The organism is Ohtaekwangia sp. (genome assembly GCF_036568665.1).
GTDB lineage: Bacteria > Bacteroidota > Bacteroidia > Cytophagales > Cyclobacteriaceae > Ohtaekwangia.
This window is the reverse complement of record NZ_DATCSD010000313.1, coordinates 18,351-32,495: the sequence shown is the minus strand read 5'-3', so window position 1 is coordinate 32,495 and position 14,145 is coordinate 18,351. Positions and strand designations below refer to the sequence as shown.

Here is a 14,145-nt window from a genome sequence, read left to right as displayed (position 1 = left end):
TGCGAGCCGATCAATCGATCAGCTCGCCATTCATATCAGTTTTCATAATGAAAATAGAGGATAGTCCGGATACATCATTTGATCCGCAGATCAACAAGCCGCCATCGGCTGTTTCGCGGATACTTCCAACGGTTTCATTTCCGGAACCTCCATATACTTTGTTCCAAAGTATATTTCCCTGGCTATCGATCTTCACCAGGAATATATCTTTGCCCCCACGGCCACGATTCAAGGTAGTAACCATAGAACCGGCCAGTATATATCCACCGTCACTGGTGGAAATCAGTGCATCGCCTGTGTCTTCACTGGCCGACTGACCTGCAGAAACAGATTGATTATTTAACGAGAGCTCGCCATCAAAATATCGTTCGCTTCCTTCCACAATATTGCCAAACTGGTTTACCCGAAGGAAGAACATATTGCTGTTAGTACCGGTAGGGGTAGCGTATGTACCAATTACGCCAAAGCCTATTGCTGCAAACTCAGAAGGTTGTATATCATTGGTATATAACTGCTGATCGGTCTGCTCTCCGAATTGTGAAAAGTTTTCGAATGTAGAGTTGGGCTGTATATAGGGCACGCCCAGGTACGAGCGCGAGAAGTTCTGATTCTCTTTCAGCAGAGCACTTGCCCAGATAATTTTACCGGTAGGCGCTATATGCACCGATTTGGCATTTACATAGTCGCGATCAAGCACATCGTATGTTTGATACCATACTGTATCCAGTGTGTTTGCATCGAGTGCTGTGAGATAAGGTCGCTCGGTAGTGGCAACACCAGCGGCTTTGAACGAGCCCAGCACAATGATCTGACCCTGGTCGTTGATCGTAATAGCACCACCATGAATATCGGTGATATTCGTAGCGTTCTTACGATCGGCAATGATCAGTTTATTCACTATGCTTCCGGTTTTGCTAAGCTTGAATAAACGGGCTGAGTACACCACCAGATCGTACACAGAAACATCGCCCGATTCAAGGTTTGATTTTATACTATCACCGATAACGTAGTAACCATCAGACGCTACCTTTAGTCCTTTGGCCGTTCCGCCTGTCAAGACAACGTCATCCGCTATCTTTTTACCGGTAAAGTCTGTATGAATGATCAGGCTGTTCTGGACGCCATTGGCCAGCAATTCGTTTCCGAGAATGATATAGCCATCGTCTACCTGTTCCGCTGTTACGCCATAAAGATCATGAGGGGCTTCATAAAAGTGGAGGAATGAATTTCGATTCTCCGGTTTTGCATCTTCAATGTTGTTACATGCCCAGCAACTCACTACAATCAGCCCTGCAAGAGAAATTCGTAAGCTCATTTTCTTTTATTCAGTTTTTTAGGGTTGAAGATGTTGTGCACGTAGCCTGCAGTAATGGAAAGCGAGTTGAGTTTATACGTGCTGTCAGCATAGCCATATTCAAATGGTAAACTGCTGTCTATACCATATCCGGTTTTAGCCGAGTTGATCTTGGTAATGCCATAGATGAATCGTACTTCCGTAATAACATAGCCGCCACCCAATGTAAAATGGGCTCCGGCAGAGATAACAGCGCTCACGTTGAATTTCTCGCGCTGTGTTTTCATATCGAAAGATTTCTCTTCGATAAACTGGTATCCTTTGCGCGTTCTGCTGCCACTTAGCGATGAGCTCAACAGGTAATCGCCTTCTACGCCTATACCTATATAAGGCTTGAAGCTGAGCGAAGTGAATTGATAGCGTAAGCTTACCGGGAGCGTTATCCAGCTTTGCGTTTCCTGCGCGGTAGTGGTAAATGTTGTATCCTGAAATTCTACTTTGTTGGTATACTCAAATTTACGCTGCACGAAACCAAGCTCCGGATTCAGGATCAGATGATCCGTAAGCGGAACTTCACCCGTCAGGTGAAATTGTACACCGATCTTGGAAGCATATTTACTCTTGCCGTCATTCGCCTTTACGGCAGCCACAACGTTGGGGCTACTGGCGTTCACACCAATCTTGCCACCGATACGGTAAATGGGTTTGGTGCGAAAAGTATTATAGAGTGCTATAAATTCGGCAGGGTCTGTGCTTCGGTTGATCTCGAAGTAATGATCGGTGCGCAGCAGGTTCAGCATTGCCTCATCGGCTTTCTCCGGTTCTTCCAGGTATATATAGGACAGACAGAGTAATTTATAGGCTTCCACTTTTTCCTGTTGTGAAAAGCCGTCCGTCAAACATTTCTCCAGCAACGTTGGTATTTCGTGGAGGCGTCCCTGTTCGTATGTGGAGCGCGCCAGGCGAAGCGTTTGTGCACAGGAGGCAAGCTGCGCAAAACTTTTGCCGGAGAGTATAGTTAAAATTAGAAAGGGTAGAAGTCTCTTCATGTGTATAAATCAGCGTCAATGATTGTTAGCAGGTAACGATGCACAGGTCGATTCGTATGGCAAGTCGTCTCCCACAAAAATTTCCCACTCGTCCTTATTGATATTCCGTTTTACTTTATCGCAGAGTACGGTTGACATTACCGGTATTTTGGTAGGCCATGCGTGAATGGTATGTTCTACACCTTTCACGGTTTCTACCGAGCTGTGTACACTGGCCAGCAACTGTTCATCATCCGGAGTAAAAGCAACACTCCATACCCAGTCGCTGTGATCGCTTAGTACGATCGGCTGTTCCTTCAAACGATTCACATTCCACAAGCGTACGGTTTTGTCTTTGCTGGCAGTAGCCATAAATGTACCGGCATGATTGAAACGTATCTGTTCGATAGAAGAAGTATGTCCGGAAAGTATACGTACCACCAAACCACTTTGCATGTCGAAGATCTTTACCAGGCCGGAGTTATCGCCCACTACAATTCTTCTGCCTTCAGGCGCGAAGGTTACCGAGGTGAGGTGAGAGCCGAGATCTTTTATTTCGGTTACAGCAAAGTTGTTTTTTACATCCCATATAAAGAGACTTCCATTCTCGCCTGCACCGGCCAGTTTGCTGCCATCAGCACTGAGATGTATCGCGTTGATCTTTATCGGTGAGCTGATCACTTCCTGACTCTTGGTGAGATCAGAATAGCGAATGCTCCTTCCGGAATTATCACGCGCAAAAAATCCTTTGCTGTCGGGTGTAAAGTTCAGGTTCTCGATCGCGTAAGTATATCCTTCAATTTTCTTCGGTGATGCCGACATGTTGTTGAGGTTATACAACTCGATATAGTTACGCTTTTCGTTCTGCGTATTTAAACCTGCTGCTGCAAGCCAGTTACCATCCGGACTCACATCGAGTGAGTAGTATTGATAGTTTGTCTGGTTTACCAGGATCTCTGATTTCCATTGATTGCCTTGTTCGCTCCAGCGAATAATGCGGCCATCACTTCCGGCAGAGTATATATGGTTGCTGGATACGCGCGTAACGAGTGCGCGTGCTGCACCACGCTCGTGCGCTTCCAGACTTTTGGTAAGCGGATGTTCCTGTTTCTTGAGCGCGAAATATAGTCCGTTGTATATATCGTTATCATATACATAGCCTTCGTGCTCGGAGTTGAATTTGAATGCCTGCTGGGCAATGAGTGCCTGCTGCTCCGGATCGTTCAACTCTTTCGACTTCACGGCCATTGCTTTCGCCTGTGCTATATATCGCTGGCGCAACGCTTCGGCTGCGTTCTTGATCGCGATCAACTCTTGTTCTTTCGCAATCTTCTCGTTGGTTTGTGCCAGTCGTGCGTTTACTCTTGCTTCCTCTGCATTTCTTCGCGCTTCGGCAGCGTTACGTTTGGCAAGTTCGGCATTTTGTATAGCGGCTTGTTCGGCAGCTTGTGCAAGCTCACGTTGTTTTGCTTCTGCTTCTTTGGCGGCCAACGCAGCGGCTGTAGCTTTTTCAGCTTCCAGTTTTTTTGCTTCCGCTACCTTTCTTGCATCCTCCGCCTCTTTTGCATTTCGTTCTGCTTGCAGACGTTGTTTATCGGCTTCTGATTTTTGAATGAAGGCATACATGAGGAACAGCAGGCAAATTACAACGGCCGTACCCAGCACGAGGGCTACTATACGGGCGCGTTTCAGTTTACGCTTCTGTTCTAATTCTTTTATACGTTGCTCAGTCTCCCATTCCTTCTTCGAATACTCAAGGAAGATCATGGTACGCTCGAACGCAGGGTTATAGCGCTGGCCCCACACGAGTGTAGGCTTGTGCTTTGCCTGCCAGTTAAGGGCGAGCTGTAAATCCGGTGGACGCCACAGACCGGCTTTGCCCACCTGGTGCATCGCGGCTGCTTCTGCCAAACGGGTATACATCTGCACAGCATCCGCTTCATCGTCCACCCAGTTCTTCAACCGTACCCATATACGCATAAGACTTTCGTGCGATATATCGACCATCGCTTTGGAAGATATAGCAGAGCCGAACGCAGGCGTAAGTAAGGAACGACCGGGTTCGCGGAAGAGATCGATCACAGCAACAACGTCCTGCTCCGAGGCATCGGCGATCGAAGCGATCTCGCTTAAACGTGTAGGTCTTCGTATACCAAAGTTCTCACCGCGTTTTTCAGTGATCGCCTTGAAAAGCATTTCACAAATGCGCTTCTGGTCTTCATCCAGTTCGTCATACGCTTCGTTCGCGTGCTGCGACAATGCTTCTGACATCGTACCAATCGCTTCGTAGTGCTTCAGGTCAACCGGCTCTTCTTCGTAATCGCGATACGATGACCAGTAACTCCATGTACGCATCAGCGCGTGCTGAAGAATAGGAAGCTGATCCGGATTATCTCCCAAATCATTTAACAACTGTTGCACCAGGCGCGGAGCAATGATAGCACCCCCCACAGCAACTGGGCCTTCTATAGCTTTACGTTTTTGATCGCGCGTTAACTGCGGAATCAAATAGTGGCTATCGTTTATCTTACGGGTAAGTTCAGGGAATTGAGCGCAATCACCAATAAAGTCAGAGCGCATGGTGATGGCTACATATATAGGGGCATCCGGATAGTTAACGGCTTCCATTAACAAATTCACGAATGCGAGTGTCTCGTTTATCGAGTTGGCATCAAGTCCTTCCTTGAATCGGAAAAGTTCTTCGAACTGATCGACCAGCACCAGGTAATTTACATCAGCATCCTTGCGTGTTTGTTCAATTGCTTCTACCAATCCCAACGAACTGCTTCGCAGCAACGTAGAAAATATAGTACGCTTGATTTTTTTCTCTTCGGTATCAGCTTCTTGGTATTCCGGGTTATTTTTTAACAACGCTTCCGCCAGGTTATCGATAGGGCCTGCACCGGGGCGAGTAACCACTACTTCCCAGTTAGGACTGGCATCGGTTAAAAATCCTCCGTAGAGGATCGGCATCACACCACAATAAATGAAAGAAGATTTACCGCTACCGGAAGGACCAATTACACCAACAAAACGGTTCTTCGAAAGCTTTAGCAGCACCTCATCACTCTGACCTTCGCGGCCAAAGAATAAGTGGCTCTCTTCGATCTTGAATGGCCGTAATCCGGGGAACGGGTTTGCGGCCAGTGTATCTACATTTACCTCACGCATGGTTAGGCTTTAAATTCCTGTAAAAAATTCTGGAGAGATTCAGTTGCGTTACGCGTGCCATCAATAACCCGCAGGTTTTGACTCCGGTAACTTTCCACATTAGCGGATGATGCTGAACCGGTAACAATGGCTTTGGCTACGATCGGCTTCTTGCGTCCGAAGCCTGGAGCCTTCAGCAGATCAAGCGCTTTCATGCGCACCCATTGTTCATTTACTTTTCCTTTATAGATAATAGCGCCATCGAGGTTGCGCAGATTGTCTATATGTTTTTGGCGAAGCTCCAATAACTCGCCTTCAAACTCCGGCATCAGCACTTCAAAGCCTGAGCGTTGCAGTACTTCTATAAAAGGTAGCGCTTCGTTGTGATCGATCTTGTCGTGCATAAAGTATATAGAACGGCCGCGTGTTTCTGGCGATACACGTTTTTCTCCTGCCTCTTCTAACTCTTCGCGCATAATATTTTTGAAGTCTTCCAGCGGAGTTTGCAGAATCTCTGCACCTTCCTGTGCTTCTACATCGCGCTTGATATTCTCTATAAATGCTTTTTGACGTTCACTGGCATGCGTCAGGTTAGGCGAAATCCAGATGAGTCGTGTAAACTCCTGGTTGTTTTCTTTCGCCTGTATACTCTTCTCGGCTGCTATACGGTTCTGTATATCTACTACCGATTTATCAGAGCCTTCCGGTATTTCGCCATAGGCACTGCCGATCAGGTGTATTGACAGACTTGATTCTTCCAGACTCTTGCGTACCAGTTTTTCAAGGTCTGCTATATTTCCCGGCAATGTCTGGTTGGGCAAAATGTTATAGCCATGCCGTTGTAACTCGCGCTTTATAATGTTACGCTGAACGGAAAGATCGTGGCCTGTTTCTGCGAGGTATATAGTTTTACGCTTGTATATAGTCTTTACTTCGGCAGGCGAAGTGTTGTCTTTCAAAAAGAGCAGTATCTCATATATATCGTACGCGAGGTCAACCATTTTCATCCAGTACTGGCGTTCTGCTTCTGTGCTGAAGTAGTCGGTATATTCGCGTATCTCGCCAGAGTCCGGATCGAGCTGGTACATTTCATAGCCCAGTAGATCGCGCACGCGTGGAGGTTGCTCATGAACGGAGAGCGGAGTTCTGAATACTTTAAAAACGCGGTTCCTGTTTTTGGTAGTCGACTCAATAGATTTGAAAAAAGTTTCTACATGATCGAGGCAGTGGCCCGACTCTATAAAATCTTTGGAGAGTACGGGTACTAACACGCCCACGTTATCGAGACGTGGAGCTGTGATTGAATCGTGTTCTCCTTTCAGGAGTATATTTGGTTTCGCGCCCAACACCTGGGTAAGCATAAGCTCCAGGAATTTTTTGAAATGTGAAACCCAGCCCGGTTCGTTCTTCCCGGTAGTCTCGTTATCACGGTCAGCGAAAACGATGAGTACATCTATGTCAAAGGCCATGGGTAAAGTTTAAGGTTGCAATAATTGAGGTTTATGTTCTTCTGTTATATTCTTGATAAGTCCCTGTACAAGCTCATGATGATTCGCCATAACGAAATAGAAGTCCATGAGGTTAATCTTGAACACGGCTGCCCGCTGCGTAGCTTCCACTTCATTTACCGGTGCTACATAACCATCACTGAAAAGCTCTCCATAGATCGCGCCTTTCTTCAGGGTTACTACTTCATCACCGTTGTTTTTCAGTTTTACTTCACCGGATGCTACAATCAACAGAGGAGAATTGTGCGCATCATTCGCCAACTTGATACGCTCATTGCGATCCATATCGAGTGGTGTAATTTTATCAGCCAGATCACTTAACAATGTGCCATGTATATCCTGGAAGAGCGGCAACTGTTTGATGAACATTACAAGCTCAATCCACAGGAAGAAACCATCGTTCAAACCATCCAGCAACTGGTTGTTCTCGATCGATGAGTCAATGAATTTTTTATCGCGCTCCGGTAAACGCTGCAGTATCGTATCGTATACTTTCCGGTCTTTATGATAGATCACCCACGCGGCAGTTTCCTGCAGGAGTTTATCGCGATTGAACATCTGCGCTACAAGCCCGCGGCTTATACGGAAGTCTGCTATAAAGGCAGAAGCATGTATCGCGCAGGCTTTTGTCCAGCGGTTGTTCAGGTTAAAGTCGCGATTCAATATATAGTTGATAACCTGTATCGGATTATAGCTTTCGCGCGGGAAGTGAAGTTGTAAATGTTTCAGCTTAACCGAAGTAGGAGAGTCGTCCAGCAACGGAAGCAGCTTGGGTTTTAATTCCTGGTCAATAAACAGGTCGAGCAACTCCATCGCGAAAGCAATGTTATCGGGCTCGCGTGTCTCTATATTCTCGCGCACCAGTTGTACTGACTGTGGATCATACAGTATAGACAACAACATATATATCTGGTCGTAATTGTCTAATACTTCCTCTTGTAAGGCTTGTCTTAAAAAGAAGAACTCATCGGTTTGAGGTAATTCATCCAACGCGGCCAGGTTCCAGAGTGCTTTGCTGATCTCCCCTTCCAGCAGGTTTATTACATCGCGTATCTCTTTACCGCGTGCCTGGTAATTTTGATAGCGAAGAGAATATAGTATCTGTTTAACAATGCGCTTATCCGGGTAGTCTGCTTTTTTCCATTGCAGTTGTAATGCGTAGCGACCTCCTATACGACCCATGATCTGTATAATGCGCAGCATTACCAGGTCGCTTTGCCCTGATTTATGGAAGGCAGCTTCGAGTGTTGGCAATACCGATTCGCCTACTTCTTTCAAGGCAGCTGCAGCGTGGTGGCTATAGGATGGAGAGCCGAGTAACTCGATCAGCACCGGCCATGTTTCCTGGCGTTTTACTTTGCGTGCGGTATATAGCGCTTCGTAGCGAACTTTTGGATCGGCATCGCGCAGTAACTCCAGCAGGATAAATATAGTTTTCTGACTGATGAGTTTCCGCAGCAACTTGGCCGAAAGTATACGGTCTGATTGCTTAACGGATTTGCTGAGCTTGAGTAATTTTTCAGGAGATATAGAGAGCAGGTCGCTGTCTTCCAGTTCGCCATACGCACGCTCTGCGAGGGAACGTATTTCGTTCTTGCCACTGTCGGACTGTAGACCAAGTGCTTCTATTTTTTCAAGTGCATATTTACGGATCACGTTGGATTCGCTGTTGGCCAGCCGCATTACGGTGCTTTCAAAAACAGCAGGCTCCAGTTTCTCCATCAGCGTTAATCCATACAATACTTTATCCTCTGCGGTGCTGTTGATCTCTTGTTCAAGCACGGTGCTTACGGTATAACTCTTCTCTGCTTTACCGGCTATACGCGACTTGTTGCGCGACAAGGTATCTTGCAAGGTATAGCGGTAATTGGTATGCATGCGGTTGGATACGATATACCACATGATTAACAGGGGGAAAGTAAAGATGGAAATATAGAGGAGATCGAATATCTCTACGCGGTTAATAAGAATGATAAGCGCACCGGCCAGCAAACTGGCAAAGGCAGTAACAATTCCTTCGATCTTGGTCTGCACGTCAATGCGTATGTGGCTTTCGATCGGAAGCAGATATAGTTTGAAGGTCGGGTTATCGAGCGAATCTTTGAGCGAGCGTATAAACAATTTACTGATAGCGATAATCAAAAAGAAGATCACAAACAGATTATCGGCAGGAGAGTATCCGAACACTATACCCAGCGCGATCGCGCAGATGGTAAAGAAACCAATGAGCAGCGGACTGATCAGCAGCGATACGCGCATGCCATATTCCTGTATAATACGATCAGTAGCTACAGTCTGGAACAGGAAGCTGAAGATCACAATGGTACCTTCAAAGTAACTGATAAAGCTTCCCAGCGCGTCCTGGTCGGTGAAATATAGTGTTGTTACGTTCAGGAAAGAGTAGTCAACGAAGTTCAGCGCGATCATGGAGGCCACTACAAACAGCGACATATAAAATATATAGCGGTTCTGCCGGAAGTCGTTGAAACGGAGTTTCTGATAGATGGCTTTCTCTTCTGCGAAGGTCTTTCCCTTGCTCAGGTATTTTACGGAGAGGTACATGAACGTGAGCAGGAACAAAGCAACACTTAGCAGCGAAAAAGTGTATAACGATTCTACGGATATACCTTCTTTTCCCTTGAAGAATATTTGAGGGTTAAGCAATTGAGGAATCGAGAAGAAGGCGATGAACGAAGCGATAAGTCCGCCTATATCCACCGTACCCACCAGGCGTTTGGACTGGCGCAGGTTGAACATCCGGGTAAATGCACCCCAGAACACCAGGTATAGTATAAATGAGAACGGAATGATCTGCGTAAAGCCGAGGAAGAAGATGGTTTTGGAATCGTTGAAAAAGATTTCACCGAACTCGATAAAGGCTGTGAGAGCTGTTACAACGGAGAGGCTGATGATCGCCAGCAGTTGAAACGGGATTCTGTTCTGTAAAAAGTTATAGAGGATGGTCGCTACCAGACCAAAGGCACCGGAAACGAGGAGGGCTATTGGCAGATCGGTTTTTTCATCGAAGTGTTGGAGAAAAAGTGTTTGTGAGGCTACACTAATCGTGGCCAGAAAAACGCCCATGAAAAAGCTCATGATGAGCAGCAGCCCCACGCGGGTGCCTTCACCGCTCTTGACATCCAGAAATTGAAGTATTTGTGCCCTCATGCAATTCCCCCGTTAGACCTAAAATTGGTGATAATCCAAGTAAATTCCTATAAACTGCTTTATTTTTGGCTATTATTGAGGTGATTGTCGCTATATTATTGACACAACGGAAGGCATATTGCTTTATACCGGTTCATAAAGTTGTATTTTTTTAGGGGCCCGGTGTAAGGTAACGGGCTAAAAACTATATATAGTCGCGCATAATCTTTGTAGTATTGAGAGCTTAAAATACAGTTAACATATGATGAAGAAGACCATTTACTTGTTGTTGCTCTGCTTACTTTTTGCAACGGCTTCGTTTGCCCAGGACGCCAAAGCATTGGCTGAAGCTGAACGGTATTTCAGTGTTAAAAGTTACGATGCAGCTTTACCAAAATATCTGGATGCCATAAATGCGGGCGAAAAAGATCCAAACGTGCATTACAAGACAGGTGTTTGCTACGAAAAGTCACCCGAACTCAGTGAACAAATTAAAGCTATACCCTATTTTGAATATGCTATCAAGAATGGTAAAGGCTGGCCTATATCATTATACTACGACCTCGGCAGTATCTATCTGAAGGATGAGAACCTGCAGAAGGCTATTGAATGCTTTACCAAGTTTCGCGAGAACAGCAACAAGGCCGATAAAAAAGCGATGGTACAGGCTGATGAAGCTATACAAACCTGCCACAACGCAGTGGCGTTGATGTCGGTGCCGCGCAACTTCAAAGTAAGTTACTTCAACTCACCATTGGTAAATACAAAATATACCGAATACAACCCGGTTGTTTCGGCTGATGAAAGTGTGATGGCCTATACGGCTCTTCGCCCCAACACAGGCAAGACCCGCACGGGCGACAAATTTATTGAAGAGATCTATATATCGTATAATGATCACGGCTCATGGACGGAACCTAAACTTATACCGATAGCGCACGATTACAATGTAGGGACGGCTGGTATTTCTGCCGATGGACAGAAGATGATCATCTTTATGGGAGGTTCAACGGATCCCGGAGGACTATATCAAATAACCAAGACCGGTGATGCATGGGGTAAACCGGCATTGCTTACACCCAACCTCAATACACCGAAGTACCTGGAATCAACTGCGAGTATCACTCCCGATGGCAAGACTATATATTTTGCCAGCGACCGCCTGGGCGGACAGGGCGGACTGGATATATATAAGACAACGCTGCAATCTAACGGAACCTGGAGCAACCCGGTAAACCTGGGTGCACCGGTTAATACGAAAGCCAATGAAGATGCACCGTTCATTCATCCGGATCAGAAGACGTTGTTCTTTACTTCTGACGGTCACAACTCGATGGGCGGACGCGACATCTTTGTTTCCAAAATGGTAGATAAGAACTGGAGCTCTCCCGAGAACATGGGATACCCGGTGAATACGACTGCGAATGATAATTACTTTACGCTGATTGCCGATGGAACACGTGCTTACTTTTCATCTGATCGTAAAGGAGGCCAGGGCGGACAAGATATATACTACCTCGATTTGCCGGCAGAGTCTGCAAACATTCCGCTGACGATGATCAAGGGAAAGATTCTCAATGCTGAAACCGGCAAGCCGATGCCCACCAAACTATATGTGATCGATAACAAGACCGACAAGAAACTGGACTTTGTATATGATCCGGATCCGGAAACCGGTAACTATCTCGTGATCCTGCCTCCGGCTACAGATTATGATATAGTGATTGAGTCAGAAGGATTTCTTCCTTATACTATCAACGTAAATATACCGAACCAGAGCTACTTCTATGAGCTATACCAGATGATCAACCTGAAAACCATTAAGCAGTTTGATGTGGTGGTAGGACAAGAGGTGCAGGTGAAGAATGCATTCTATGATACCGACCAGGATGTGAAAAGCAACTTGCGTAAAACACATGAAGCGAAACTGGTGCAAACGGGCAATGTAGATGTATATGACCTGATGCTCGACCTGATGGCTTCTGGCGATAAGGATGGTATCAATTACCTCACCGACCTGATCCAGATGAAAGACCCGATCGAAGATGTGAACTTCAACGAAAAAGAGAACTCACGCATCGAGGTGGCTACACGCACATACTACTACGATGAAAGTGACGAAAGTAAATTTGAGCAGAAGCAGGTAGACGGCAAAACCATTTTCTCGCTGCCGACTTTCGTATTTACCGAAGAAGCGAAGAAACAGAAAGAGCAAGCGGGTAAGAAATCCAACTACGATAAAACTGCGCTTACAAAAGCTGCCAAGATATACTTTGATGCAGGCAAGAGCGATCTGAAAGCACAGTATAACGCGCAGCTCGATGCTATATTAGCCGAGCTCAAGAAATCGCCAGACCTCGGTGTAGAGATTTCCGGTTTCGCGTCAGCAGAAGGTACGGAAGCGTTGAACCGCGAACTGTCTAACAAACGCGCCATTGCTATTCTCGATTACTTCAACCACAAAGGCGTAGTGCGCAGACGCATTGTTGCCAAGGGATACGGAGCTACCAAAGATGTAGCCACCACCAAAGAAGAAGGCAGACGCGTGGAGGTTCGTATAGTAGATTTGAATGAAGTAGGAACAAAGCCGTAGGTGAATTAGCAGATTGAAAAATTGAAAGATTAGAAGATTGATAAAATTGTAAAATTTTAAGATTATAAAATTGAAATGCCGGGGTTTCCCTCCGGCATTTTTTATTTCAACGAAGTGAATCTTCCAATTTTCAATCTTTCAATATTGTAATGTTTAATCTTCTAATCTTTCAATCTTATTAATCTTCCAATTCTCTCCCTCACGGCAACAACAGCGAACTATCACCGTAGCTCAAAAATCGATAGCCGTTCGCGAGCGCTTCGCTATATATACTCTTCCAGTCATCGCCAACGAGCGCGGCTACCAGTAGTATAAGGGTGGAACCGGGTTGATGAAAATTTGTTACAAGGCCTCGACAGATGCGAAAGGTATAGCCGGGCATAATGTATATGGAAGTTTCTCCGGTGAGTATATCTAACTGTTTTCGGTCGAGGTAGCGGAGTACGTGTTCCAGCGATTCTATAGCAGAAGGAAGGGAAGTATAGGCTATATATGGATCGTTCTGCTGAATGCTGAATACAGCATCCGGGTTCGTCATCAGCTTTACGCCAAACCAATATATACTCTCCAGTGTACGCATAGAGGTTGTGCCCACCGGAATGATAAAGCGGTTCTTCATCAGGTTCTCCAGGTTGCTGCGACTTACCAATACCTGCTCGGTGTGCATCGGGTGCTCTACAGCGTTCTGCACCTTTACCGGTTGAAAGGTGCCGGCACTTACGTGCAGCGTGAGGTAATCGGTTTCTATACCTTTTGCTTTCAATGCCTGCAATACATTGCTGGTAAAGTGTAGCCCGGCCGTTGGTGCAGCTACGGCTCCTTCGTAATGTGCATATACCGTTTGATAGCGGTCGCGGTCAGAAGCTTCGGCTTTGCGTTTCAGGTAGGGTGGGAGTGGCGTTTCGCCTGAGCGTGAAATGATCTCGGCAAAAGATACTCCAGGTGTCCATTGAAACTCTACGATGCCTTCTTCGCGATTGAGGAGGCTGGCGGTTACTGTAAAAGGATCAATATTTTTTTTGAGTGATGATCCTTCCGTCCAGCGCTTCAGGTTTCCGATAGTACATTTCCAGGTGCAGGTATCCTGTGTCTGCATGGCTTCTACCAAAAGCGTAGAAGGAGCCACAGGGTGTAACAGAAACACTTCTATAGTAGCACCGGTATCTTTGGTAAAATGTAAACGTGCCGGTATTACTTTGGTATCGTTAAAGAACAGTGTGGCATTGGCCGGAATAAAATCTGTGAGCGAACTGAACTGTTGATGCAGGATGGTGCCTTTTCGGTATACCAGCAGTTTGGATTGATCGCGTTTATCCAACGGGTATAGCGCAATGCGGTCTGCGGGCAGGTCGTATGTAAAATCGTTTATGTTCAGTTCTTTCATAAGCGCTTCAAAGTTAATCTGAAAACCTTATTTTCGTTTTT

General features: G+C 46.0%; 7 protein-coding genes. 1 reads left to right on the top strand and 6 read right to left on the bottom strand.

What is annotated here, in order from left to right; translation table 11 throughout:
* Positions 1-10: 10 nt before the first annotated feature.
* From VIN08_RS17205 to VIN08_RS17185, 5 genes are read right to left on the bottom strand one after another with little or no spacing between them, the layout of a single operon-like run.
* The gene (locus tag VIN08_RS17205; RefSeq protein ID WP_331967525.1) at positions 11-1,315 is read right to left on the bottom strand and encodes a hypothetical protein; all 1,305 of its coding nucleotides are present in this window, start codon (positions 1,313-1,315) and stop codon (positions 11-13) included.
* A complete protein-coding gene (locus VIN08_RS17200) occupies positions 1,312-2,343 on the bottom strand; it encodes a porin family protein (RefSeq protein ID WP_331967523.1) in 1,032 nt (343 codons plus the stop codon). The genes VIN08_RS17205 and VIN08_RS17200 overlap by 4 nt, the downstream gene beginning before the upstream one ends.
* A 15-nt stretch (positions 2,344-2,358) precedes the next feature.
* Complete coding sequence (locus VIN08_RS17195) at positions 2,359-5,493, bottom strand: High-affnity carbon uptake protein Hat/HatR (protein ID WP_331967521.1); 3,135 nt, start codon at positions 5,491-5,493, stop codon at positions 2,359-2,361.
* Positions 5,494-5,495: 2 nt separating this feature from the next.
* On the bottom strand, positions 5,496-6,941 hold the full coding sequence (locus tag VIN08_RS17190) for a hypothetical protein (RefSeq protein WP_331967519.1): 1,446 nt from the start codon (positions 6,939-6,941) through the stop codon (positions 5,496-5,498).
* Positions 6,942-6,950: 9 nt separating this feature from the next.
* Positions 6,951-10,148: a HEAT repeat domain-containing protein gene (locus tag VIN08_RS17185; protein ID WP_331967517.1), complete on the bottom strand. Its 3,198-nt coding sequence runs from the start codon at positions 10,146-10,148 to the stop codon at positions 6,951-6,953.
* Positions 10,149-10,389: 241 nt separating this feature from the next.
* Here VIN08_RS17185 and VIN08_RS17180 point away from each other — a divergent pair, with 241 nt between their 5' ends.
* Positions 10,390-12,720, top strand: coding sequence for an OmpA family protein (locus tag VIN08_RS17180; protein WP_331967516.1), 2,331 nt, complete (start codon positions 10,390-10,392; stop codon positions 12,718-12,720).
* A 199-nt stretch (positions 12,721-12,919) separates the two neighbouring features.
* Here VIN08_RS17180 and VIN08_RS17175 read toward each other — a convergent pair whose 3' ends face one another.
* A complete protein-coding gene (locus VIN08_RS17175; RefSeq protein ID WP_331967514.1) occupies positions 12,920-14,104 on the bottom strand; it encodes an S-adenosylmethionine:tRNA ribosyltransferase-isomerase in 1,185 nt (394 codons plus the stop codon).
* Positions 14,105-14,145: the final 41 nt, after the last annotated feature.

Coding starts and splice junctions, on each gene's coding strand:
- VIN08_RS17205 (WP_331967525.1), bottom strand. CDS start 1,315: ATGAGCTTACGAATTTCTCTTGCAGGGCTGATTGTAGTGAGTTGCTGG.
- VIN08_RS17200 (WP_331967523.1), bottom strand. CDS start 2,343: ATGAAGAGACTTCTACCCTTTCTAATTTTAACTATACTCTCCGGCAAA.
- VIN08_RS17195 (WP_331967521.1), bottom strand. CDS start 5,493: ATGCGTGAGGTAAATGTAGATACACTGGCCGCAAACCCGTTCCCCGGA.
- VIN08_RS17190 (WP_331967519.1), bottom strand. CDS start 6,941: ATGGCCTTTGACATAGATGTACTCATCGTTTTCGCTGACCGTGATAAC.
- VIN08_RS17185 (WP_331967517.1), bottom strand. CDS start 10,148: ATGAGGGCACAAATACTTCAATTTCTGGATGTCAAGAGCGGTGAAGGC.
- VIN08_RS17180 (WP_331967516.1), top strand. CDS start 10,390: ATGATGAAGAAGACCATTTACTTGTTGTTGCTCTGCTTACTTTTTGCA.
- VIN08_RS17175 (WP_331967514.1), bottom strand. CDS start 14,104: ATGAAAGAACTGAACATAAACGATTTTACATACGACCTGCCCGCAGAC.